20 protein-coding genes and 1 pseudogene are annotated in these 25,228 nt (G+C 45.5%); 8 read left to right on the forward strand and 13 right to left on the reverse strand.

Features of this window, described 5'->3' with window-relative positions; all coding sequences use genetic code 11:
* Nucleotides 1-33 precede the first annotated feature (33 nt).
* From Q4Q49_RS08010 to Q4Q49_RS08020, 3 genes and pseudogenes are all read left to right on the forward strand, one after another.
* A complete protein-coding gene (locus Q4Q49_RS08010) occupies nt 34-462 on the forward strand; it encodes a hypothetical protein (protein WP_259574080.1) in 429 nt (142 codons plus the stop codon).
* The gene (locus tag Q4Q49_RS08015) at nt 449-1,552 is read left to right on the forward strand and encodes a phosphoribosylaminoimidazolesuccinocarboxamide synthase (RefSeq protein WP_006083223.1); all 1,104 of its coding nucleotides are present in this window, start codon (nt 449-451) and stop codon (nt 1,550-1,552) included. The genes Q4Q49_RS08010 and Q4Q49_RS08015 overlap by 14 nt, the downstream gene beginning before the upstream one ends.
* Before the next feature lie 300 nt (nt 1,553-1,852).
* Nucleotides 1,853-2,239: pseudogene (locus Q4Q49_RS08020) on the forward strand (phosphoribosylaminoimidazolesuccinocarboxamide synthase); the annotation flags it as partial.
* 423 nt (nt 2,240-2,662) lie between these two features.
* On the opposite strand, the gene Q4Q49_RS08025 reads toward Q4Q49_RS08020, so the two are convergent.
* The 9 genes from Q4Q49_RS08025 to Q4Q49_RS08065 all read right to left on the reverse strand — a co-directional run bounded on the left by Q4Q49_RS08025 (nt 2,663) and on the right by Q4Q49_RS08065 (nt 12,319).
* The gene (locus Q4Q49_RS08025; protein ID WP_311999074.1) at nt 2,663-3,499 is read right to left on the reverse strand and encodes a hypothetical protein; all 837 of its coding nucleotides are present in this window, start codon (nt 3,497-3,499) and stop codon (nt 2,663-2,665) included.
* 1,313 nt (nt 3,500-4,812) lie between these two features.
* Nucleotides 4,813-5,391, reverse strand: coding sequence for a porin family protein (locus tag Q4Q49_RS08030; protein WP_311999075.1), 579 nt, complete (start codon nt 5,389-5,391; stop codon nt 4,813-4,815).
* 460 nt (nt 5,392-5,851) lie between these two features.
* A complete protein-coding gene (locus tag Q4Q49_RS08035; RefSeq protein ID WP_311999076.1) occupies nt 5,852-6,547 on the reverse strand; it encodes a DUF4336 domain-containing protein in 696 nt (231 codons plus the stop codon).
* Between the two features lie 448 nt (nt 6,548-6,995).
* Nucleotides 6,996-7,688, reverse strand: coding sequence for a Crp/Fnr family transcriptional regulator (locus tag Q4Q49_RS08040; RefSeq protein WP_311999077.1), 693 nt, complete (start codon nt 7,686-7,688; stop codon nt 6,996-6,998).
* Between the two features lie 126 nt (nt 7,689-7,814).
* Complete coding sequence (locus Q4Q49_RS08045) at nt 7,815-8,549, reverse strand: nucleoside phosphorylase (protein ID WP_006087017.1); 735 nt, start codon at nt 8,547-8,549, stop codon at nt 7,815-7,817.
* A gap of 161 nt (nt 8,550-8,710) precedes the next feature.
* Nucleotides 8,711-9,280: a nicotinamide riboside transporter PnuC gene (gene pnuC / locus Q4Q49_RS08050; protein ID WP_409373167.1), complete on the reverse strand. Its 570-nt coding sequence runs from the start codon at nt 9,278-9,280 to the stop codon at nt 8,711-8,713.
* A gap of 569 nt (nt 9,281-9,849) precedes the next feature.
* Nucleotides 9,850-10,707: a methyltransferase domain-containing protein gene (locus Q4Q49_RS08055; RefSeq protein WP_311999078.1), complete on the reverse strand. Its 858-nt coding sequence runs from the start codon at nt 10,705-10,707 to the stop codon at nt 9,850-9,852.
* 254 nt (nt 10,708-10,961) lie between these two features.
* Nucleotides 10,962-11,423: a hypothetical protein gene (locus Q4Q49_RS08060; protein WP_006087020.1), complete on the reverse strand. Its 462-nt coding sequence runs from the start codon at nt 11,421-11,423 to the stop codon at nt 10,962-10,964.
* Nucleotides 11,424-11,545: 122 nt separating this feature from the next.
* A complete protein-coding gene (locus Q4Q49_RS08065; protein ID WP_311999079.1) occupies nt 11,546-12,319 on the reverse strand; it encodes an EAL domain-containing protein in 774 nt (257 codons plus the stop codon).
* 292 nt (nt 12,320-12,611) lie between these two features.
* Here Q4Q49_RS08065 and Q4Q49_RS08070 point away from each other — a divergent pair, with 292 nt between their 5' ends.
* On the forward strand, nt 12,612-14,765 hold the full coding sequence (locus Q4Q49_RS08070; RefSeq protein ID WP_311999122.1) for a TonB-dependent siderophore receptor: 2,154 nt from the start codon (nt 12,612-12,614) through the stop codon (nt 14,763-14,765).
* Nucleotides 14,766-14,862: 97 nt separating this feature from the next.
* On the opposite strand, the gene Q4Q49_RS08075 is transcribed toward Q4Q49_RS08070, so the two are convergent.
* A complete protein-coding gene (locus Q4Q49_RS08075; RefSeq protein ID WP_311999080.1) occupies nt 14,863-15,576 on the reverse strand; it encodes an oxidative stress defense protein in 714 nt (237 codons plus the stop codon).
* Nucleotides 15,577-15,993: 417 nt separating this feature from the next.
* Between Q4Q49_RS08075 and rimO the strand changes: the two genes are divergently transcribed.
* Nucleotides 15,994-17,412: a 30S ribosomal protein S12 methylthiotransferase RimO gene (gene rimO, locus Q4Q49_RS08080; protein ID WP_311999081.1), complete on the forward strand. Its 1,419-nt coding sequence runs from the start codon at nt 15,994-15,996 to the stop codon at nt 17,410-17,412.
* A gap of 172 nt (nt 17,413-17,584) precedes the next feature.
* Here the strand turns inward: rimO and fumC are convergent, their stop codons facing one another.
* Nucleotides 17,585-18,988: a class II fumarate hydratase gene (fumC, locus tag Q4Q49_RS08085; RefSeq protein WP_311999082.1), complete on the reverse strand. Its 1,404-nt coding sequence runs from the start codon at nt 18,986-18,988 to the stop codon at nt 17,585-17,587.
* A 216-nt stretch (nt 18,989-19,204) separates the two neighbouring features.
* Nucleotides 19,205-19,429, reverse strand: a complete 225-nt coding sequence (locus Q4Q49_RS08090; RefSeq protein WP_006087026.1) for a ribosome alternative rescue factor ArfA — start codon at nt 19,427-19,429, stop codon at nt 19,205-19,207.
* A gap of 275 nt (nt 19,430-19,704) precedes the next feature.
* On the opposite strand from Q4Q49_RS08090, the gene Q4Q49_RS08095 reads away from it, so the two are divergent.
* Nucleotides 19,705-20,553: a transporter substrate-binding domain-containing protein gene (locus Q4Q49_RS08095; protein ID WP_311999083.1), complete on the forward strand. Its 849-nt coding sequence runs from the start codon at nt 19,705-19,707 to the stop codon at nt 20,551-20,553.
* A 268-nt stretch (nt 20,554-20,821) separates the two neighbouring features.
* Complete coding sequence (locus Q4Q49_RS08100; RefSeq protein WP_311999084.1) at nt 20,822-22,948, forward strand: TonB-dependent receptor domain-containing protein; 2,127 nt, start codon at nt 20,822-20,824, stop codon at nt 22,946-22,948.
* Nucleotides 22,949-23,169: 221 nt separating this feature from the next.
* Here Q4Q49_RS08100 and pmbA read toward each other — a convergent pair whose 3' ends face one another.
* On the reverse strand, nt 23,170-24,513 hold the full coding sequence (gene pmbA / locus Q4Q49_RS08105) for a metalloprotease PmbA (RefSeq protein WP_311999085.1): 1,344 nt from the start codon (nt 24,511-24,513) through the stop codon (nt 23,170-23,172).
* Nucleotides 24,514-24,687: 174 nt separating this feature from the next.
* On the opposite strand from pmbA, the gene yjgA reads away from it, so the two are divergent.
* Entirely contained in the window at nt 24,688-25,224 is a 537-nt protein-coding gene (yjgA, locus tag Q4Q49_RS08110; RefSeq protein ID WP_011847919.1) for a ribosome biogenesis factor YjgA, read from the forward strand.
* The last annotated feature ends 4 nt before the right edge of the window (nt 25,225-25,228 follow it).

The following is a 25,228-nucleotide window of genomic DNA, read 5'->3' on the forward strand; positions in this document are numbered from 1 at the left end:
CTGTGTCATAAGCTCGCACATCAGCAAAGAACAATGCAAATAGCCGTGGCAAATTTCGTCAATAAAGGTAAAATGTCGCCACTTTTTCGCGGCAGTCTAGCACAAGGTTCTCTCGGATTAATGGTTAGCATTTTCGAGCAAAATGGCACGGGCCCAGCCCGCTTTAACAGACCACTTTCACTGTGGTGCCAACCTTGCCCTGCGTTTGTTCCATCCCTTGCATTATCTCCTGCTGACACAATTCAAACACCGCCCGAAAATACCCCTTTTGCTGTTCAAGATTTAACATCAAATCCCGCAAACTGGCCGAACACTTTACGCCTTAAGCCACGCGCGAATAATAAAGCGGTTGCAATGAATCTGGCTGTTGCTAACGCCATAGTCCTTCTGCAAACCGACACTTATAAAAACCTTATCCCTACACTCTCTATCCTAAGGAATACTCGTCATGAGTCTTGCTGATTCCGTACTTGCCATCAATAACGATTTGCCTATCCGCACCGACAGCCCAGTCCACAGCGGCAAGGTTCGCAGCGTTTACTGGCTAACCGACGCCGACAGCCGCCGTTTAATTACCACTAAAGGTTATAACGTCCCCGAAGATACTCCGCTCGCTATCATGGTGATCAGCGACCGTATCTCGGCCTTCGACTGTATCTTCCACGGTGAAGGCGGCCTCAAAGGTATTCCCGGTAAAGGCGCGGCATTAAACGCGATTTCTAACCATTGGTTTAAACTGTTTGCCGAAAACGGCCTAGCCGACAGCCATATTTTGGATATCCCGCACCCGTTCGTATGGATAGTCCAAAAAGCCCGCCCTATTAAAGTCGAAGCCATTTGCCGCCAGTACATTACAGGCTCAATGTGGCGCGCTTACTCAAAAGGCGAGCGAGTATTCTGTGGCATCACACTGCCAGAAGGCTTAGAGAAAGATCAAAAACTACCTGAGCTGTTAATCACCCCATCGACTAAGGGCATTTTAACCGGCATCCCAGGCGTGCCAGCCCAAGATGACGTGAACATCAGCCGCAGCGACATCGAAGCCAATTACCAAGCCTTTGGCTTTGAAAAGTTAGAAGATATCGACCTGTACGAGAAGCTGTTAAAAGATGGCTTTAAAGTGATTTCAAAAGCACTGGCCGACATTGACCAAGTGTTTGTCGACACTAAGTTTGAGTTCGGCTATGTCACCGACAAAGACGGCAATTCAAAACTGATTTACATGGATGAAGTCGGCACCCCAGACTCATCACGTATTTGGGACGGCGCCGCCTACCGCGATGGCAAGATTTTGGAAAACTCTAAAGAAGGTTTCCGCCAGTTCTTGCTGAATCATTTCCCCGATCCAGATGTGCTGCTCAACAAAGACAGAATGCCAGAACGTGAAGCCCTAGCTCGCGACAATGACCTGCCACTTGAGGCCATGATGCAAGTGTCACGCACTTACACTGGCGTTGCCGAGAAGGTGACTGGCGCGGCGATCCCACTGCCAGCGAATCCAAAGGCAGATATCATCAAGATCCTACGGGAAGAGTATGATCTGATTGTGTAATAGAGAGTTGTAATCAAATCTGAGGTTTTGGGTGGTTTGCCCATAACTGAATAGTAGAAAAGGCGCTTAGGCGCCTTTTTGTTTAAGTCATTCACAAACTTAACCAATACATCACTGATGATTAAGCACTGTCATTCCAGTGACACGCCATGAACTCATCCATGAGGGCTCGACGACGGCATCCATGCCGTCAACGGTCACTTACATGCCAATGCTTAATTCAACCAACTCTTCAGTAATCTGTATGCCTTTTTACAAGCATACACTTTACAAATTTAACAATGGGTGGCTCGTTAAATTTCTAAGTTTGAGTTCGGTTATGTGACTGACAAAGATGGCAACTCAAAACTGATTTACATGGATGAAGTCGGCACTCCAGACTCATCACGTATTTGGGACGGCGCCGCCTACCGCGATGGCAAGATTTTAGAAAACTCTAAAGAGGGTTTCCGCCAGTTCTTGCTGAATCATTTCCCCGATCCTGATGTGCTGCTCAATAAAGACAGAATGCCAGAGCGTGAAGCCCTAGCTCGCGACAATGACCTCCCACTTGAGGCCATGATGCAAGTGTCACGCACTTACACCGGCGTTGCCGAGAAGGTGACTGGCGCTCCAATCCCGCTGCCAGCGAATCCAAAGGCAGATATTATTAAGATACTCAAAGAGGAGTATGATTTGATTGTTTAATCAAATCATTATGGGATGGGGCGTTTTCCCTTTCCCCAAGAGTAGAAAAGGCGCTTCGGCGCCTTTTGTTTGCTTCGAAAAGTAGATTTTCCAAACTTCGTTTGGATCAAAGTCGTGGGGCTTCACCCCACACCCGACCAAGAGGGGATCAACAGCAATTCCCTCTTGGATCTCCCTTGCCGCCCCTAGCGAAGTTACATGCATTAGGTACTAGCTTCGTGCTTATTCGAAAATAGCTAACGCTTCCGATGGGGCGTCCCTTCCCCCCGAAAGCTACGCAGACGTCCTGTCTGCGTCACGCTATTTCCTTCAACGGCCTTCAGCAACTTCGCAGGGAAAGGTGAACTTCTGCGGCTTCGGTGTTGACTGTAAATTCAGAAAGAATTATGCCTGTACGATCTTTCATGGGTTCTTACATCTTGATTATAAATCCATCAAATTAAAATTAAGATCGGTTACAAGTTCTACAAAAGCGAGTTGTTGTTGGCTTTGCTTGTAATAGTTTCTTATGCATTGCAACAACCAAGCTTGCATATCATGTTGATCAAAAGTATTGAATACACGATAAACCTGAGTTGGATAGACATCATCGTCTACCATTTGCGCACTAAGTAGCCCTGCTTTTTCAAGTATCGTGTAATGAACATGTAAATCTTCCATTGCACGATTAAGGTATGTCGGTGCTTTTCGAATATCAATAATCGTGCAATGGTCATAGCTTTCAGAAATAAGAAGAATTTGAGCGTAAAGTGTACGAGTTAATTCAGGAACTCCTACAAAATGAGAAAAATAGGTTTGGGCATGATGAACGACATCTGACCATTCGTCTTCACTAAAGTAATCTAAGGCTGAGCTTTTAACTTTGTTTAGATTTTGAGGGAGGTTAACCGTTTCATCATGCGTTGAGTTGACGAAAGATGCGACTTTGTTTGCTTCGACATTTCTTCCATAAACCGTATTCTCGTGCTCCATTTTCATTAAATGCAAAACTTTAACAGGATACATTTCTACATCATTGGTTACTTTGTGATGGTTTGCACAAAGAAGAATTAAGTTACTATCAGCTCGACGATCCTCATCTGTCAGATAGTGGTTATAACGCTCTCCTCCTTTTTCAGCTGCTTCAATATGGCAGACATTTCCAACATACTGATCGTAAGAGTTAACTATTTCTACATCACATTTAGGAAAAGCGCACTGATTGCCAGAACGAAGGAAGAGGTTTCTCAGTGTTGCGGATTTAATGTTAAGGCGACTCATGATATTATCCTGAATTATCAAAGTATTTTGGCTAAGCACTTAACTCAGTTTGCCTCATTCATCTATTATATTCCAGCTCTGCTTGGTACGAGTTCTGTGAGTATTAACGAAATGATGGGACATATATGGTCACCTCGGGTTTAGCAAGGTCAATGTCCTATTTTGTTCAAACTACATTTACGTTAATCGATAAATCACCTTTCACAACGGGGTATCAGTCGTTAATGGTTCGCGGTCTTGCGACCTGATGTAAAAAATAAAGCGCCGGCGTCTGTTGCGCCCTAATGAGATTAAAATTGACGTCTTACCCTCCTAGGCAGCCACATGACCTCGAAGGTCACTGTCCCGATCAGGTTTTGAGTAAGACAAACCGTTTAACTCATTAATACCATTACCGCTGTTGTGCTTTGATGGACGTTATTTACTTTTATTCATACTGTAAATTGATTTAAAAATGGGACATGCATAACTCTCTTGGGATTACGGCCAACACTGCGGCGTCAGAAGTTCACCGCCCCTCGGAGTTGCAGCTTTACCGAGACAGCCATTGTTAAATTTAGCCACAGGTATACTCGGAAATTAACGAAATTAAGCACTGATATGGAAGTGACGGTTGGCGGCATGGCCGCTCTTTCACATCCATGTGACCGCGGCATTCGCACATCCATATGCAGCAGATGCCGCCGTCGAGCCCTCATGGATACTGCTTTTTTAAGATATAGGCGGCGTGTCACTGGAATGACAGTGCTTAATGTTGGCGTTGGTTGCTAAAGGCAAAGAGCCCAGCTACCAAAAATGAATGGGACATGAAATAACTTACCAAACTCCGTGCTGAACTTGGATGCAAAGATCGGACATGCATAACTCTCTTGGGGTTGCGGCCAACACCGCGGCGACAGAAGTTCACCTCTCCTCGGAGTTGCAGCCGGGCATTTGCGTTCGTTGCGTGAGCGAGGCATGGTCGTTCTCGTGCATCCATGCACTTCACGACATTCAGGCATCCTGCCTATCAGATGCCGAGATAGCGTCAGTCGAATCAGGGACGAGCGTCTGACGCGATAGCATAAGGGCGCTAATTGCCCAAGGGGCTTTCAACTCCGTTAGGGAGCGGCAAGGGAGATCCAAGAGGGAATTGCTGTTGATCCCCTCTTGGTCGGGTGTGGGGTGAAACCCCACGACGTTGACCTTGATTTTGACTTTGATTTAAAAATAAAAACTCGGAGGGGCTTATTAGTAATATAAAAAAGGTGTGACACTTAGCGTGTCACACCTAGATAATTAATTCTTAAATTATAAATATCAAAAACGAATAATTAGAATCGATATTCAACACCTAAACTGGCTTGTTTAAAGTCTGTGTCTGTATCTGCACCGTTGCTAACATTCTCAACGGTAATTCCTGCATCATACCAAGTGTACTCGGCATTAATTAAGAATCGATCTGTGACTTTAAATGCAACACCGGCACCGGCGAACACACCTTCATCATCTTTATTTCCAGAATAACCTAACACATCATAATCAGTGGAATACCATAGTTGCCCACCTTTAGCGTACAACTCAACGCGATCTACAATGGGATATGAGACTTTTAGCGCAGCGGTATAACCATCTGTTTCTGCATTAGAAAGGCTATTGCCATAATCACCGAAGTTGACGTATCCGCCTTCGATAGCTAAATATTGGTTGAAGCGATAACCTACAAGTCCTTGAATAACATCGCTATTGTCATCGAAGTCATCTTTACCATCAACTTTTAAATAACCATAGTTAGCACCAACATAAATGCCATCTTCTGCGACATCATTATTTTTCATATTCTCCGCATGAGAGTAAACACTAACAGAGGCTAAAGAAATAATGGCGGCCAAAGTAAGAATGGTATTTTTCATAATGTACTCCTAGTTAATTATTTAAATACGCTAAGTACATTACAAAAGTAATGCCAGACTTACCGAACTCAAGCTAAATAGATTTAAGAAAGTTAATAAAAAACATTACTATCAATGCTATACCTTAACCAAGATAATTTAAAATGAAGAAAAACCGTCTAAAATAACAGCTAAAATCACTTATATATTAATAGTTGTAAGTTGCACTCACTCTGGCGAATGTATTTATTGCCTATTGCATTGTAACTATTTCATAGATAATAAATATATTCACAACCCCGCTACATCCCATCAACCTACTACCTCTCATAAATTAGTCATCATTCATGTCGCACTGGTTAATTTTAAATAATATTGCAGATAGTTAACGCCAGAATCCAACTATAAAGTGTCCGTTTTTATTCGCTGATAATATATAGCGGTTTAAACGCTAAAATGACATTGGGAAAATATAATAAAATTACCCTTCCCTATTTACCCAAGAAAATGATTTTTCCAAAAATGCCGTTGCATCATTCTCGATAATAAGACCATGGGCCATGATGATGGCTTTTGGCTCCCAAGCTAATATTTTATCAATATGACTGCGCGCTTGTGTCTTAGCAAACATAAAACTTAAGCGCCAATCTAAGGGCATTTTACCGTTTGGAGCGAGTATTCCCGCTCCGCGAGCCAATAACCGCTGCAAGGCATTAAAAGATTCGGGTGAAAAGTTTTCGATAAGATCCGTCACAATCAAAGTACGCGATGCTTTATGAAGGAACACACATTCCTGCATGAAATGAGAGCCCGTAAATAAAAGTTGGTCAATATCAGCCGCCCACATGGCATGAAATTGAGCGGTGAACAGCCCATCAAAGTGAAGATCTGGCCGCTTTGTTTGAACTTCCGCAGTGCCAAAGCTTTGGGCCTGCGGATAACGTTGCTGCCAGTCCTTTAAAAATAGGTGGTGCAAGTGGTTAGGCGCAATAAGATAACGAACTTCGCCTAACGCTTCGACCAGTGCTTGAAGTTCAGAGGTGAGTTTGATTGGGCTATGTACCCACAAAGCGCCATTATTCAAACGGATCACTGTCATCCGTGTGGTATAGGGCAAGGTAAAAAATGGTACGGCCTCACCATCAAAAATCCACAGGTTCTTTGCTAGTTGCTTCATATCAACTCTCCATGCTGCCAATCATTCCATCAATAATAGCTTTCGCTTTACCGTACATTGAAGCACGAAATCAGCCGCCAGCCATCATCACAAAAGTATGAAAAGAGAATTGAAAAGACAGAGCACCCAAGACTCATTTTGTTTTTAGGAGCTAACAACACCTAAATTCAAGCAATGCATCTTCCTCTGCGAAGTAGTCGAAGTGCTCGAATAAGAATGCCATTGAGATATCATGGATGATGAAACAGGATAAAGGAAAATACATTTTCCTTTATAAATAGGACTTAAACGATACGGCTAAAATTAACTTAGCCTAACTTAACTTAGAAAAATTAAGCATTATCTATTATGGGAATAATTATCGCGAAGTAACGTTATCAAAATGAATGTCTAACTTATTTACTAATATAAATTCGTTTTACCACACTCACAGGCACATATAATCTGACTACAAATCATTATGGCTACTGTCATCAAGAAAGGCTTTTAAACCTTGGCGATCTAAAATTTCCAAATGTGCCCCTTGTTTCCGGACTAAGCCACGAACAACTAACTCTTTCACTGCTCGTCGATAAACGCGGCTAATAGTACCAAAACGTTCAGCTTCAGGGTCGATTTTAGCAAAACCACCAAGGACAACAGTATTGCTATCTCGTATCCATAGATCATAGGCAATGTTATACACTATGGGGCGTAATAATCGTTGGGTATAGATATCCATGGAGTCTTGATAATCATCAGCTAAAGCACTGGCAAAAAACATCGCCATTTCAGGATGAGCCTGTAAATCTCTCGTCAGTTTTGCCACGGAAATAGCCGTTACATCAATATCTTGTTCAGCGACTACACTCCACTGACAAAGATTTTGATTTAAAAACTCCATTTCACCAAAGATTTGTTCAGTACACTGCACCTCACCAAGCTGAAAACGCTTACCACTAGCGACAGTAATATTCATAGAGACTCGGCCGTGAGGCACTAGGTATAAATGGTCTACAACTTGCCCTTGGGTTAGCAGAGCAGAACCTTTGATGAGGTGACGAGTAGCGACTGCACAGTGCATTAATTTCTGCCGAAATTGCTCACTGTGTGCTTTAAGGAATGGATAAAAGCGAGTATTCGGGTTTGGCTCGATCTGCATTTGTTGTGACCAATCATTGTGATGGCATCACTTTACATGCCGCAGCAATAACGCGTCCACTCATTCGAGGCACATAAAATAGATTCCATCGATAGAGTAGCGCGCCATTGACTACGATTGTTGAAGTTAACTCCTATGGCTTGTTAGCGCTTGCAACGCAATCATTGCTGAACGCTTTTCCCCCTCAATCATACTGCCGTTAACTTGTTTAAACTGACCAATACCTTCTTTAACTTCCTGCTCAAATAGAACAACGTTATTAAGAATGGATGCAACCTGCAAACCACGGAAACGCCCGACCGTTAACAGTGCAGAGGTTTCCATGTCAGCAGCAAGTACACCACGCTGGTGCCAAAACTCACAAATTTCCGTCTCTTGGTCGGTATAAAAACTGTCATGGGAACGCACTAAGCCTAAGTAATATTTACTTTGAAGTTGCTTAGCTGCACTAAGTAAGCCCGCAACTAAGGCATGATCGGCTACAGCAGGGTAGGATGCAGGAAGGTAGCTCAAGGAGCCCCCTTCGTCACGAACAGCCCCTTCGGCAATAATCAATTCTCCTAGGCCAATATTGTGTTGCAACGCTCCTGCAGATCCAACACGAATGATGGTAGTAACTCCGCACTGTTTAAGCTCCTCTAATGCAATCAGCATTGAAGCAGCGCCTATACCTGTACTGCAAATCGTGACATCTATACCGTTAAATCGTGCATTAAATAACTGAAACTCACGATTACTGGCAACTTGTTTGCCGTTTTCACACCAACCCGCGATACGCGCTGCACGAGCAGGATCACCACACACAATCACTCTAGAAGCTATATCGTCAGCACTGACGGCAATGTGTGGTTGTAGGTTCATAGCACCGCCTTCTTTGAGGATTTGGCTTGGTTAGACTTTGCAGTTGCCATCCATACTCGCGTGCCATTCAATGCGATGAATAGCAGAATTGCGTATTCGATAGACATGGCGTAAACACCTTGCGCAGCATACACACCAACACTAATCACGTTTATCACAACCTACAGAATCCAGTTTTCAACATACTTGCGGGTCATGAGAATTTGCGCGACCACTGACAATACAGTCATTGTGGCATCCCAAAACGGGAAGGCATCAGGATCTAAAGGTTTAAGGACGATATCATTTCCGAAGGCGTTGAGTGTGTTAGTGGCGATTTTAGCTAACGCTGCAAAGAAAGGGTCAATGAAGATAGTCATCAAACAAATAGCGACAATACTCACTACGCCAGTAATGAGCAGTTTTTGTTTAGATAGCCAACGCACTTGTAGTGATTCGCCATCAATAGTATTGGGACGAGTCCACGCATACCAACCGTAGATATTGGCGACAAAAAAGAATAATTGCAGAATTAATAATCCATATAGTTGGATTTGGTAAAAGATGATTGCAAACAAAGTCACATTAATTAAACCAAAAAAATAGTTAATCGTTTTCTCTTTGCTTGCACACCAAATACACAATAAACCAAATACAGTGCCAACCATTTCAATCCATGACATGGCATAGCCACTGCCCAGGGGAATATTAACAAAGGTATTGTTGATACTAAACCATGAAATAATGTCCATATAGCGATCCTTTTTATCCGTTAAACATTGAGATAATGAAAATACTCAATAATCAAGGCTAAGAAACGGACTTTTGTCCCTTTCATTGGCGATGGTTTGATTTCGTGATCCAATCCCGCTTTTGGCTAGTTTAAATGCGGTTTGCTTAAGGGGACAAAATGATCGGACAAGTAGGGCTTATATATCTAACATATTTAAACATCAGTACTTATCACCCAGAAATACACCTTCCCTCAGAGTTGCCACAAGATAAATAAAAATCGGTGTTTTTCTGGCTTGTGAGCGAGAGACGAGGATTGCCGAACAGGAGTATTTTACATGGATGTAAAGCGAGGACTTCGAAAGCCATAGCCCTTTAGCTATGAGCCAAAGGGCTTTCAAATCCGTTGAGAATGCCGGCCATATTTTACAAATAAGCCAAAAAGAGAACAGGTACTTCTCCCCTTTTGGTCAGCGCTTAATGAATTATCACGGGTGGAGCCCAACGACTTTGACTTTCTTGTTAAAAGAATGAAAGTTCAAACGAAGTTCGAAGACGATTGCCCAATTGCCCAACCTTCAACCCAAGGTCAAATCTTCACGCAGACAAACAGCGCGTTGCCGGATGCGAGATCCCACGGGACGATTCTTTCATAATCATGTTCGAAAACATGTACTTCAAAATAGGGGGCTAACAGTTCCTGCAGTTCTGTGAAGCTGGTCGCGACCATGGCATGTTGATCTTGCCATTGCTCAATGCTGTGAACTTCTTGTAAGCCAACTTCCTGTAAACCTGCGGCGTGTAACCCCGCTTCCAGCGAGCCTAAACCTTTCATATCAGAGACTGATAAAGGCGAAGCCGACACCTCAGTAAACGGCAGACTGCTTTTGGCAATACTCAACTTTAAGGACTGTTTCTCGCCTTGACCACTGTAATGCCAACCGGATTCAAAGGCGAAATGACTACCATCAAACTCGGCAAAATGCTTAACCGAGGCCGTGTTATCGATTCTGTGTTTATCGACCGTGTTAAAACAAAACAATCCGCCGTCATTGAGCGCACTGTGCACACTGGCGATACAACTTTTAAGTCGTTCGATACAAGCACTGTAGTGGATGGAATATAAAAAACAGGTAATCAAGTCGACGCGCTCTTCTAAATAAAAAGCTGTCATATCTTGCAGGTTAAACTGAGCTTCTGGACAACGGCGCATGGCCATGTCGAGCATGGGCTGATTGATATCGAGGCCACTGCATTGATAACCAAGATCGATAAAATGCCGCACATGCGGACCCGTACCACAAGCTAAATCAAGGTGTTGTTTACCGTTATTGCCAAGGAACTGATGCAGACGATGAATGCTCGCACTCTGTTGCTGGTAGTTAATATCAGAACACATTAAATCGTAATAGCCGGATAAATCGGTATAGAGCGCGTTGGAAGACATAGTAGCGAATAGGTAACAAGGGCAATTTTAGGTGGCGCATGATATATCAATTAGCCGATATCAGAAACAAACAATTGCCCCACAGCTAAGTACGGCTAAAGCTAAAGCGGCCAATTGTGCACTCAAGGATTCAAATAAGTATGTTGGGTAGGAGAGGCGCTAAGCGCGATAATCACCAGCAGAAGAATATGTTAGCCAAAGAAATGAAATCGCAGTGAACTCACAACACACATCGAGCTCACACTCGCGATTAACTACTTGCAGGCGCATCTCGCGGATTGCTCACAAGGCGGCGCAGCGGCCACTTCACACATTCCCGCAGTTTTACCTTCGCCAACACACCAAGCATTACAGTCAAAGGTATCAGGATGACCTAAGTCGTCACTGTGACCGTGTATCACATCTTTGCCGGGATTGGATTCGACTAACAAGCCATCGGGCAAACACGCCTCACCAAACATTCTGCCATTAGGCACACCTTGTGCATCGGTACCGACATGGCAACCGGCAACACCGGGTGCAACACCATCACTGTCCTTCCACCAGCTCTGTTTATTCTCTTGCCAATCTGAGGGTTTAAATTCTATGGTGCCCATGGCACCTGCCATTCCCTTGGCGCCATCCGAGGGTTCACCGATTTCACCGTGGGCAAATACTGGGCTAGCAAGCAACAGGGAACAAGATACCAATAGGGTTAAAGCTGTAAATTGTTTCATAACACCTCCTTTGTTTGAGTCAGAGTAAGCTTAGTCAGATGTGTCGATATCGCCATTTTAGATTCTATGGTGAACGCACAAAGCAGAAGATCCAGATAGGTTAAGATGTTGAACGAGCACGACTATGGCGCTTGAAAGTTCAGCTCTTCATAGGTAGTTAAATATTCGAGCTTAGGTTTAGCAAAGTAATAACCCTGAAAATACTCAATCCCGATTCCAGCGAGATAATTCAGTTCGGCTTCGCTCTCAACGCCTTCGGCCAAGACTCTTGTATTAAGTTCTAGACAAATACGCAGTATTTCATCCACTGCCTGCTGTTTTTCTTTATCGACATCGATATCACGGATCAAAGTCATATCGAGTTTTAGCACTTGGGGACGCAGGGCATCTAACCAACTTAAATCAGCAAAACCACTGCCAAAATCATCGATTGCCGTGATAAAACCACGCTTAGCATAACTCTCGAAGATGCGGACTAATTTCGCCCGATCGACAATTTGCTCACCCTCTGTCACTTCGAACATGATTTTGTGAATATCAAACCCATACATGTCGGCGGCTTCAATCGTCGCGCGGATACAGGTCTCAGGGTTATATACGGCGTTAGGTAAAAAGTTGATACTGAGCATCTTATCGAGTCCCAGTTTGGAGGCGGTTTCTATCGCTTTAACTCGGCAGGCCTGATCGAAATAGTATTTGTTGCTTTCGTTAATCCGCTCAAACACCCATCCAGCGCCCTCTCCATTGGGCCCACGGACAAGTGCCTCATACCCGTGGTTCTCACGACTAGGCCAATGAATGATAGGTTGAAATGCCATTCGAATTTCAAATCCTAATGACTTACCACTTAAGCAATCCATGCAAGTTTGTTGCTTTATTTGAGCGGGAAAATCCATAAACGGCCTCCTAAACATCACCTTACTAGTGTGAGGATAAATGGTTAAATTTGCCAGTTTTTACTGTTCATCATGTTAATAAAATCTTTCACCACAAGGTGTTGGTATTTCATCATGAGCACTTACCTCACCCACGCAGACCACAAGGTAAATCAGGCTTAAGTAGTATTCGCGAGTTTAACCTGCAAAATTTAACAAATGTAAATGATAACGAATATCATTAACTTAACCGTACGCTTACGTTATATTGTGCTCACTTTTCCATCCCCCCCCCAAAATATCAGGCTTAATGATGAACACACTGCGCTTGTCCACACTCTATTCAGCAATAATCATTGCGCTATCTACAGCTATGCCAAGCTATGCCGATGATGCCGCTCCCAATGAAAATGCCGATAAAAAAATTGAAAAAATAGAAGTCAAAGGCAGTTATATTGCAGGTTACAACGCCAGTACCGCCAGTGGTGCTTCAAAATTAGAATTGCCAATCAGTGATATTCCGCAATCTGTCTCTGTGATTACCAGCGCGCAAATGAGCGACTTCCAACTCACTAATATCAACACAGTTTTAGATACAGCGACGGGTGTCAATGTTGAACGTATCGAGACTGACCGTACTTATTACACGGCCCGCGGCTTTGATATCACTAATTTCCAGATTGATGGTATCGACCTACCATTAAGTTCCGGCAGTAACCATTCTGACGAAGATACCGCCATTTATGACCGCGTCGAAGTGATCCGCGGCGCCAATGGTTTAATGACAGGAGTAGGCAATCCCTCTGCTACGGTAAACTTTATTCGTAAGCGCCCAACGGCAGACAATCAACTTAATATTAATGCCAGCTACGGCAGTTTTGACAATGCTCGCCTTGAACTCGATGGCACTGTGAATCTGGGCGAAAAAGTCGCGGCCAGAGCGGTGGCGGTGAAGCAAGTTCAAGACTCCTATCTTGATCGCTATCAACAAGACAAGAATGTCCTGTATGCCATGCTTGAGGCACAATTATCCGATAACACCACTCTTTCACTCAGCCATGCTTACATTAAAAATGACACAGATGGTGGCCTATGGGGTGCACTGCCGCTGTATTATACCGACGGTAGCGCGACCAATTATGATCGCTCTACTAGCACCTCGGCCAATTGGTCATCATGGCTAGTTGAGAAGCACAACACTGTGGTTGAGCTAAGTCATTACTTTAACGATGACTGGCACCTGCGTGCGACTTACTCGCATAAATCAACCGATGAAGACACCCAGCTTTTTTATGTTTATGGCACACCAGATAAAACCACAGAGCGAGGTCTAACCGGTTACGGCAGTGAATATGATGCAACAGAAAGCAGCGATTTGGCCGATGTGTACGTTAAGGGCGATATCAATCTGTTTGGCCGTGATCACCAGTTAGTTTTTGGCCTTAACTACTCGACTTCAGACAAACAAGAACACTCACTCTACGACTACACCACAGGCAATGGTTTCCCTGCCATGCCAGACCTCAATACGTGGGAGGGCAATACGCCCTATCCCACCTTTGCCGACAGTCCATTGGGGAGCGATGTTAACTCAACCCAAAAAGCCGCTTATTTCACTGGACGATTTAATTTGTTTGAAGACATGCACTTAATTGCTGGTGGCCGCTTTAACCAATGGGAAGCAGAAGGTGAGTCCTACGGTGAATCACGGGATACCGATGCACAAGATTTCATCCCTTACCTAGGGCTTGTCTATCGTTTTATGCCCGAACTGGTCGCCTACGCTAGCTATACTGAAACCTTCCTCGCACAAATTAAAAGAGACATTAACAATCAATTAATTGACCCAGTGACAGGCGAAAGCCGTGAGGTCGGTTTAAAGAGCGAATTATTTGATGGTAAGTTAATCGCCAGCCTCGCCTACTTCGATGTAGAACAAGTGAACTTGGCTGTTCCACTCAACAGCAATCCTGATAACACGATTTTTATTGCTGGTGATGGGATCAATAGCAAAGGTTACGAATTGGATATCGCGGGGGAAGTTTATCCGGGCTTACAAGTGAGCTTAGGTTATACCGACTTCAACATTAATGGCCGCGATGATGTTGCCAAACTGGTAAAAGAATACACGCCAAGTAAGTTATTTAAGTTAAGTGCCGTCTATGAATTTGAGCAACTCGAAGGCTTAAGCTTTGGTGTTAACATGCGCTGGCAGGATGATATCTCTCGCACACAGGATGACGTAGTTGCTGATGGTTTTGCCAATGCGGGTGACCCTATTATCACGAAACAAGATGCCTATGCTATCGTCGATTTGATGGCGCGCTACGCATTTACCGACAATGTTAGCCTGACCGTTAACGCCAACAACATCACCGATGAGAAATACCTCAACAGCCTCTATTGGGCCCAAGGTTTCTACGGTGCACCAGCCAACTATAGTGCAACTGTAAGCTGGAAGATGTAACCCTAGCGGCAGCCAATAAGAACTGGCGAACAAAAAGGGCAGACTCGATTTAAGTCTGCCCTTTTCTATTCTTCAGCACTTATTACTTCAACACTGACTACTTCAACTTATAAATCACTTCAACTCTATCTTCTATGCTCACTTGACCATATTGATAACTCTCGGCGGCGCCCATAGCATCGGCTTTCGCGTTCATGCGTAACATCACTGGTTGCACAGGGCGTTGATCGTAATAACGGATCTGCCAGATCTTGCCGAGATTTTCACCAAAGCCTTTAGCCAAAGACTCGGCTTTTTGTTTAGCATCCACAATCGCGGCTTGGCGTGCCTTGGCGACGTATTCCGCTTCTTTGCTTGATTTAAGGGCGATGTTGTTCACCCGATTCATGCCCTCTTCTAAGGCTGAATCTAAGATTGCATTCAAGCGGCTTAAGTCTGTTACCGTCACGGTAATTTGACGACTGGCGGTGTAACCCGTCAGCTCTGGTGCCTTATCCTGCACATAGGTGTATTGCGGCTGAAGATTTAAATTCGCGCTCTGGATCTGATCTTTAGCCACACCCGCTGCAGTGAGACGGGCGATAAACTTAGCCACGGCGGCATCGGAATTATCCTTGGCGGCTTTAGCGGTTTTTTCGGTCACGGCCACTTCCACATTCACATCCGCCATATCGGGTTCGACTTGGATTTGACTCACACCCATGGTTTCAATGTGGGGGAAATCGACCTCTGCAGCGAGTACCGCTGGCGCCATAAACGCACTCGAAAAAAGACCACCCGCCACCAATACCGCTAAAAGAGAATTTTTCATAACTGACTCCAAAATAATGTGCTTATAGCTAAACCACTTCAAATAGAACGCATATTCAAACGAGACGGTTAACACGACTGTGTCGCTTATTTAGCGCTTAGGCTATCAGTAAAAAGTGCCAATACTTGTACCAATATGTAACAGCATCAACAAACTGTCTCTTGCTCCCTATAAACGCGGCGGATTTTAAAAAGGGTTATTTTTTCTGAAAAATATTTAGCTCGTTTTATCCCTATGGGTTCGACTGCGGATCTCTAGCGGATATTTCTATATCCACACCTAAAATAGGCCTTAGGGTTAACTGGCATATTCAGCGCCCCAGTTGTACACTTTTCAGCCAAAGCTACTGTACCTTTTAATCACTTCAGGTATAATCCGCCATCTTTTTTAAGGCGGCTTATACCTCAGCGAGAAACCATGACAGTTGAAACTTTTAAACCCAAGCAAACGACCACGCTTGATATCCCAGTCAAAACATTAGAAGCCACCAGCACTAATGCTGTTACCACTGGGAATCGCATCGGTTTCGTGTCTTTGGGCTGCCCAAAAAACCTCGTGGATTCAGAGCGTATTCTGACTCAGTTACGCATCGACGGCTACGAAGTGACTAACAGCTACGACAATGCCGACTTAGTTATCGTCAACACCTGCGGCTTTATCGATGCTGCGGTTGAAGAATCTCTGGATGCTGTGCGTGAAGCCTTAGAAGAAAACGGCAAAGTGATCGTCACTGGCTGTCTTGGCGCCAAAGAAAACCAAATCCGTGAAGTGCACCCTGATGTGCTAGAAATCACGGGCCCACACAGCTACGAAGCTGTGTTGAAGCATGTTCACAAATATGTGCCTAAGCCAGAACACAACCCTTTCACGTCATTAATCCCACAAACAGGGGTTAAGTTAACGCCTAAGCATTACGCTTATTTAAAGATTTCAGAAGGTTGTGACAACCGCTGTACTTTCTGCATCATTCCTTCACTACGTGGTGACCTCGACAGCCGCAATGCGGGCAGCATCTTAGATGAAGCTAAGCGTTTAGTGGAATCAGGCGTGCAAGAAATTTTAGTTGTGAGCCAAGACACCTCGGCCTACGGCAAAGACAAAGGCGGTCGTACCGATTTTTGGAACGGTATGCCAGTCAAGCAAGACATTACTAGCCTAGCTCGACAACTGGGTAAAATGGGCGCTTGGGTGCGTCTGCATTATATCTATCCCTACCCATGGGTTGATGATTTGATCCCGCTGATGGCCGAAGGTTTAATCCTGCCGTATTTGGATATTCCAATGCAGCATGCAAGCCCACGCATCCTCAAGATGATGAAGCGTCCAGGCCGTGTTGACCGTCAGTTAGAAGCGATTCAACGCTGGCGTGAAATCTGCCCCGATCTAGTGATCCGCTCGACCTTTATCGTCGGCTTCCCAGGTGAAACCGAAGAAGACTTCGAAATCCTGCTCGATTTCTTAAAAGAAGCCCGCCTCGATCGCGTCGGTTGCTTTAAGTATTCAGAAGTGGATGGCGCTGTCGCCAACACCATCGCCGAGCTTATCAGCGAAGAAGTGAAAGAAGACAGATACCACAGATTTATGGAAGTCCAAGCCGAGATCAGCGCCGAGCGTTTAGCCCGTTTCGTTGGCCGTACTTTAGATATTCTGATTGATGATGTAGACGAAGAAGGCGCCATTGGCCGCAGCTTCGCCGATGCACCTGAAATCGACGGCATGGTGTTTATCAATGGTGAAACTGAGCTGGAACCTGGCATGTTGGTTCGTGCTCGCATCACCCATTCAGACGAACACGATCTGTGGGCCGAAGTAGTCGACGCTGACACCCAAGACTAAGCCGTTCTGATACAGGACAGGTTATGACTCAAAAAGCGAACCTCTGGTTCGCTTTTTGTTTTTAACATTTCGTCAGCATTAACACTGCGAATGCTTCAGCTTCCTTACTCCACTGTTTCACCTCACTATTTCTTTCGCTCATTTATCAACGGCTAGTCTGAGACGTTATGAATTAAGCATCTGGCCCTAACATCTTATTGGCATCGACCCAAAGCTCGAACTCTTCTGCTGTCACCAACTCAAGTTCAAATGCCGCTTGGCGCAGTGTCTTATGCTCGCTATGGGCTTTTTTGGCTATCTTAGCGGCCTTTTCATAACCGATATGTTGATTCAGCGCCGTCACTAGCATGAGTGAGTTTTCCACATGCTTAGCAATCTGAGGTTCATTTGCCACTATGCCGACCACGCAATGGTCATTAAACGACTGACAAGCATCCCCCAATAAGCGCCCCGATTGCAGCACATTGGCGATGATCATCGGCTTAAACACATTGAGCTCAAACTGACCATTGCTGCCGCCAATGCTAACGGCGACATCATTACCCATGATTTGCGCACACACCATAGTCATGGCCTCGACCTGAGTCGGGTTGACTTTGCCCGGCATGATTGACGAGCCTGGTTCATTTTCAGGCAGTAATAATTCAGCGATGCCGCAGCGCGGTCCAGAACCTAACATCCTAATATCATTTGCGATCTTCATTAAACTGACCGCCGCAACTTTATAGGCCGCCGACAGGGCGACTAATTCATCGTGGGCAGCAAGGGCAGCAAACTTATTCGGCGCCGTCACTAAGGGCAAACCCGTGAGTTTTGCGATATTGTCCGCCACCTTAACGGCGTAATCCTTATGGGTATTTAGCCCAGTGCCCACGGCGGTCGCACCTAAGGCTAACTCGGCCACCCGCTTGAGACTGTGCTCAATGCCTTCGATGGCATAACTTAACTGCGCGGCGTAACCCGAAAACTCTTGGCCTAAGGTTAACGGTGTCGCATCCATAAAATGCGTGCGGCCGATTTTAACTAGGTGCGCAAATTCCTCGGCCTTGTGCTGCAAGCTCTGCTGTAGTGACTTCATGCAGGGCAAAACCAGCTCAACGGCTTGACGATAGGCAGCAATGTGCATGGCGGTGGGAAAAGTATCGTTGGAAGATTGCGAGCGATTTACATCGTCATTGGGGTGCAAACATTTAACTGCATCGGTGAGTTGCCCACCCGAGAGCACATGGCCGCGATAGGCAATGACTTCATTGACGTTCATATTAGTTTGTGTGCCCGAGCCCGTTTGCCAAATCACCAAGGGAAATTGCGTATCGAGTTCGCCCGCAATCAGCTCATCGCACACTTGGGCAATCAGTTGGGCTTTAGCTTGAGTCAAAGTGCCGAGTTGTTGATTGGTGATGGCGGCGGCCTTTTTGAGATAGCCAAATGCGTGGATCACTTCAATCGGCATTGACGCTTCGACACCGATACGAAAGTGCTGCCGTGAACGCTCGGTCTGCGCCCCCCAATAACAGTCTGCGGGGACGTTTACCTCACCCATAGTGTCGTGTTCGATTCGATATTGCTGTGCCATGCGCATCTCCTTCGCTAGAACCCTCTAAGCATTCACCATACTCGCTCAGGGTAAAAGTACCAATTCATTCCAAGCTAAGCTCTCAGAAGGAAAGCGACTATCGACAATAAGGCTGATTTAAGCGTAAAGACGGATGTTGAGGCTGGGGAAGTAGCAGGAACGGGCAGGACTAACGAGGGATTAAAGCCTGTGGGCTAAAACAGGGGAAACAACAGATTAGCAAAAGCGCAGACCTAGAAAGTCAAAAGGGGCATCGCCCTTATGCTGATGCCCCTTTCGGTTTTGTGCCTTACGGTCATATGACCCTTTGCCCTTTTTGGCTTTCTCGGTGCGGGTCCTAAACAAGGGACTCGTCACTAACGCTTTAAGTGCGTTGTCGGTAATGGTGCCTCGGCCACTTTCGTGTTCTAAGGTCATATTTTGCGGTTTTTGTTTAGTCATTTTATGCCTCACTGCTTAATGAAAGTTAAGCCCATGGCCTAACAGCGCAAACTATAACGCAATCAAATCAGATGTACAGAGTTTGTGCACTCCAACATAAAAAATGGCGTTGACTAGTAGGAAAGTATGATAGATTATTCAAACAAAAATAATATATTAAGCTTAATAATCAATAAGATTTAGTTAATGAATTTTAAGATTTAGTTTACGGATTTTGCCATAACCTTTATTGGCACTCAGGTTACACTTTGTAATCGACAGATAAGGAGATCAATTTGAAATCCACCTTAGTCGCTCAACCTTGGCTCGGCGCACTGCTCTTGCTGATGACGCTTCAAGCCCCGCTCGCCAATGCCTTTTCCAGTTCAGACGCCTGTGTGATTACCATGGGGTATCGCACCAGCGAACGCTTACCTTTTATCGGAGATGAGCCCAATAACACGGGATTTTATCACGATCTTTACCAAGCAGCGGCGGACAAGATTGGCTGCAAACTCAATATAGTGCGCGCACCTAAATTACGCATACTGCGGGATCTCAAGCTCGGCAATATCGACTTTTATCCTGGGCTTAACTTCACCGAAGATCGGGCTAAATACGCGCATTTTATCCCTAATGGACTTTCACAACGCGCCATAGGCATTAGCCGTGCAGGCGCCGCCGATATTCGCTCGATTGAGCAGTTGGTCAACAACAAGATGACCCTCTTAATCGCCCCTGGCAGTTACGACTTTGGTGGCCTGCCCGACAAAATACAAGTACGTAAACCGCCTGAACTCAATGTATCTAAAGCCTTGGATTATTTGCTTTCAAACCAAGGGGATTTTTTCATCTACGATCAAACCACACTGCATTATTACCTTAACGATCGCGACCCCACTCAGTTCAAACTCCACTATGACTGCTGCCAATCTGCGCAGGAAATGTACCTCGGCTTCTCGAAAAAAAGCCGTCACTACCGCGGTAGGCACAACCCGAATTATCGCGCCGACAACCCCATCAGCCCAGACAATAATCCCACAGTGTTGGCGCCTGATTCTAAAGCTTTCCAGTTTGCCAAAGCACTCGCCGCCATGGATTCCCAAGGCGAAACTCAGCGGCTGTATAGCAAGTATTTTGGTTAGCTCAAGTCTTAAAAACTCACCCCACCTCTAACGGCCGATAAAGCAGGTTCCATTGATACGCTTATCGATGATTGATGAGCACAATGTTTAAAGAGTCAAAGAAAATCATGGCCTAAGTGATTCAAGTGCGAGGAATTTACCTTCTGCTCAAGCTCAATTCTGTTTTTAACCCGCTTTGTTGCCCTCTGCGACAATATGCCGCACCTGTCACTCTTAGATGCTCTTTATAATGCAGCGCAATTAATCCAAGTGAATGGAAGACAATAAGATGGCTGCAAATTCTGCGTATTTATCTCACCCGTTTAAAACTTCAGTAATTTCCTCATCCCTCGCAATCGCCATGGGCTTATCGCTAGCGCCACAGGCAATGGCCGATGACAGCGAGTTAGCCAATATTGAACGCTTAGAAGTCCACGGCCAACAGACCGAAAACCGCAACACGTTAGGTTCGGCTGAAAACCTGCTGAAAGGACAAGGAGTAGATTTCTCCGAAGCGGGTGGCGTATCAGCTCTGCCTATTCTCAATGGCATGATGGGCGATCGCATCAAAGTGTTAGTTGATGGTGCGGACATTACCGCTTCCTGCGCCAATCAAATGAATCCACCACTGTCCTATATTTCCGCTAATCAAATCACCACAGCCGAAGTGATTGCGGGTGTATCGCCAGTCAGCGCGGGTGGCGACAATATCGCGGGGGTGATCAAAGTCAGCAGCCTTAATCCTAAATTTGGCGAAAGCGATAGCATCAAGTGGAATAGCGGCGATATCTCAACGGGATACCGCAGCGTGAGCGACACTTTGCTACTGGGCACCAATGCCACAGTTGCCAGCAAAAATATCAGCCTAAGCTATCAAGGCGCCTATGAAGATGCCAACAGCTATAAAGATGGCAATGGCGATAAAGTCATCGATACCCTGTACCGCGCCCAAAACCATGCACTGACCGCCGCATGGCGCGATGAGACTCAACAAGTTGCCATCAAACTGACCCATCAAAATATTCCATTTCAAGGTTTTGCTAACCAATACATGGATATGACGGATAACAAGAGTTACGGTGCCCTCGCCCGTTATCAACTCAAACTCGACGATGACGGTGAGTTCAGTGCCCAATTCAATTGGCACGGCGTGAAGCACAAGATGGGCTTTTTCACCCCAGAAAAAACCGGCAAGATGCCGATGAACACTGAAGGTGATGACTACAGCTATCAACTGCACTGGCGCTTGCCAATGGGCGATGACAGCACCTTGCTGGTCGGCCAAGAATATTATAGCTACCAGCTCGACGATGTTTGGCCTGCGGTGCCTGGCACTATGATGGCGCCCAATGACTACATCAACATCAATGATGGCGAACGTCGCCGCGCCGCCGTTTATGGCGAATGGCAGCAAGATTTGAGCCCTAGCTGGTGGTTATCGGCGGGTGTTCGCTTTGAGTATGTCACCACTAATACAGGTGAAGTCCAAGCTTATAGTGACATGCCAATGATGGGCATGCCGAATATGGATGCCGCTGCGGCGCAGGCCTTTAACGAGATGGACAGAGAGCGTAATGATGATCTGATTGACGCCACCTTACTGGCTCGCTATCAGTTATCGGCCAATCAACAACTTGAGTTTGGCCTTGCCCGCAAGAATCGAGCCCCCAATCTGTACGAGCGTTACAGCTGGGGTCGCGGCACTATGGCAACCACTATGATAGGTTGGTATGGCGATGGTAATGGTTATGTGGGTAATCCAGATCTAAAGCCAGAAACTGCCCACACCCTGAGCGCAGCCTACAAATATAACGGTGATAGCTGGCAAGTCTCGACCACAGCTTGGTACACAGCGGTGACTGACTATATCGATGCCGAAGTGATTGGCAGTTTCAATCGCACTAGCTCAGCTGATGGCAAACGCAATATTCTTCAATTCACTAACTTAGATGCCAATCTCTATGGTGCACGTTTTAATGCGCTCTATCAGTTTGCCGAAACCAGCACAGGTAAATGGCAAGTGTTAGGCAAAGTGAATGTGACCCGTGGTGAGCGAGATGAAGGCAATGAGCCTTTATATCAAATCAAGCCGCTGCAAACCGAGCTGGCACTGCAACATCAACTCGGTAACTGGGAAAACAGTCTTTCATGGCAATGGGTTGCGACCAAAGATCGCGTGGATGACCGCCGCCTTGAAAATGAAACCGATAGCTACTCCTTGCTTAACTTAAACAGCAGCATGAAATGGCAGGATCTGACTGTCACCTTCGCGGTGAATAACCTATTCGACAGCTACTATGAGCTACCGCTAGGCGGTGTGAGTGTGGCGGAATTTAAGGCCGATAATACCAATGGCTTTAAGCAGATTGCCGGTGCAGGCCGCTCGTTCGAACTCAGCGCAAGCTATGCGTTTTAACGACTGATTTTTAACGACATGGATTTGTAACAATACCGCTGATTAGGGCGAATAGCCCTAATCGGCGCGTTAAACAAAAAGGGCAAGCAGATTAAGTGATTAATCGCTTGCCCTTTTTTATGGTCAAACCACATTCATGCTACTGACACTAGAGTACAGGCAATAAAGCACTGAGACGACTTAAGCGCTATGCAGCACGGCTGAACGAGTGAGACTATGGATTAGTTACCCGCAATCTTCATTTCAGATAACAAGATACCGCCGGTACGAATCGATGAGCGCAGATCAAAATCCTTACTCACGGCTTGCACGCCACGGAACATCTCTTTCAAGTTACCCGCGATAGTGATTTCTTCCACTGGATATTGGACCTCACCATTTTCAACGTAGAAACCCGCCGCACCACGGGAATAATCGCCCGTTACCATGTTCACGCCTTGGCCCATGACTTCGGTCACAATCAAACCTGTGCCCATGTCTTTTACCAATTCGTCGAAGGTTTGGCCTGTGTGGCCAAGGGTCCAGTTATAGATACCGCCCGCATGACCCGTGTTGGTTAAGCCTAACTTGCGCGCTGAGTAGCTGGTCAGCAAATAGGTTTCTAACATACCGCGGTCGATAATACGTCTATCTTGGGTCGACACGCCTTCACTGTCGTAGTTCGCGCTCGCCAGTGCGCCCAGTAAATGCGGCTGCTCTTCGATATTGAACCAATCGGGGAAGATTTGGGTGTTGATCGAATCCAATAAGAAACTGGATTTACGGTATAAACTGCCACCGCTGATCGCACCGATAAAGTGGCCGATTAACCCTGTGGCGATATCTGGCGCTAATAAAATAGGTAAACGCGTGGTAGCAATCTTGCGTGCACCGAGGCGGCTTACTGTCTTCTCGGCAGTCTTTAAACCGACCGTTTCAGGTGCAAGCATCTCGCTGAATTTACGGGCGATAGTGTAATCGTAATCCCGTTGCATATTGCCTTCGCTATCTTCACCGATCACGCTGCAACTTAAGCTATAACGCGAGCTGCAATACCCGTTTAAGAAACCGTGGCTGTTGCCATACACTTTAACCGCAGTGTGGGCATTGGCACTGGCGCCGTCGGAATTATTAATGCGCGGATCGGCATCGAGTGCCGCAGTTTCGGCGCGGATCGCCAGTTGGGCTAACTCATCGGGGGAAATATCTTCTGGATAATACAGCTGAAGATCGCGGATCTGAGTTGCCATCAAGGCTTTATCGGCAAGACCACTGAATGGATCCGGAGAAGTATAACGGGCGATATCGTCGGCCGCTTTCACCGCTAAGGCGATGGCCTCTGGACTTAAATCCGACGTCGATGAACTGCCCTTGCAACCATCGCGGTAAACCGTAATCCCTAAGGCACCATCTTTATTAAATTCAACGGTTTCAACTTCTTTTAAACGGGTAGAAACCGACAAACCTTGTTGTTTACTGATCGCCACTTCGGCAGCGTTCGTTCCTAATTTGTTGGCATATTCCAGCGCCACGGCCACCGCATCTTTCAGCGCGCCCAATTCACTATCGATTCTGTTCAAAGACACAAAGCTACTCTTTCGTTGTCGGCAATTGCCGTAGCATAACAAACACAAATCCCATTCACATTAATTATTCGCGGCTGACTTAGGCTTGAGAGCGTATCCTAAGCACATTCACCTAGGCGATTTTTGGCTGGAGATGTTATTATTAGCCAGTTATTTACTTGAGGTTTTATCGATATGAAGATTGTTGGTGATTCAGAACATTTTAAACAGCCCTACGACATAGATGAAGATTATGTCAGCAGTAAAACAACTGACAAGCGTGATAGTGAAGCCGTGCAAAAAGTCGGTATGGAGCTTGTTTCACTGAGCAAGACTCAGCTAGATAAAATCGAGCTGGATGAGTTTTTGTACGACGCTATCCTGCAAACACGCAAAATCAAGGTTAATACTGAGGCGTATCGTCGCCACATGCAGTATATCGGCAAATTGATGCGTAATTTTGATATTGAGCCTATCAAGGCTTCACTCGCTATCGTGTTGAATAAAAACAACAACGAAACTGCGAAGTTGCAGATGTTCGAAAAAATGCGTGAACGCTTACTCACCCAAGGTGATGATGAAATTCAAACCTTAGTTGAGCATTATCCGCAATTAGACAGACAAAAACTGCGTACTTTGGTGCGTCAAGCCACCAAAGAACTGGCCAAAGGTCCAGAATCAAAATCATCTAAAGAGCTGTTTAAATATCTACGCAGCGAAATCCAAGACTAATTAA

This window comes from Shewanella sp. SP1S1-7, assembly GCF_031932105.1.
Lineage (GTDB): Bacteria > Pseudomonadota > Gammaproteobacteria > Enterobacterales > Shewanellaceae > Shewanella > Shewanella baltica.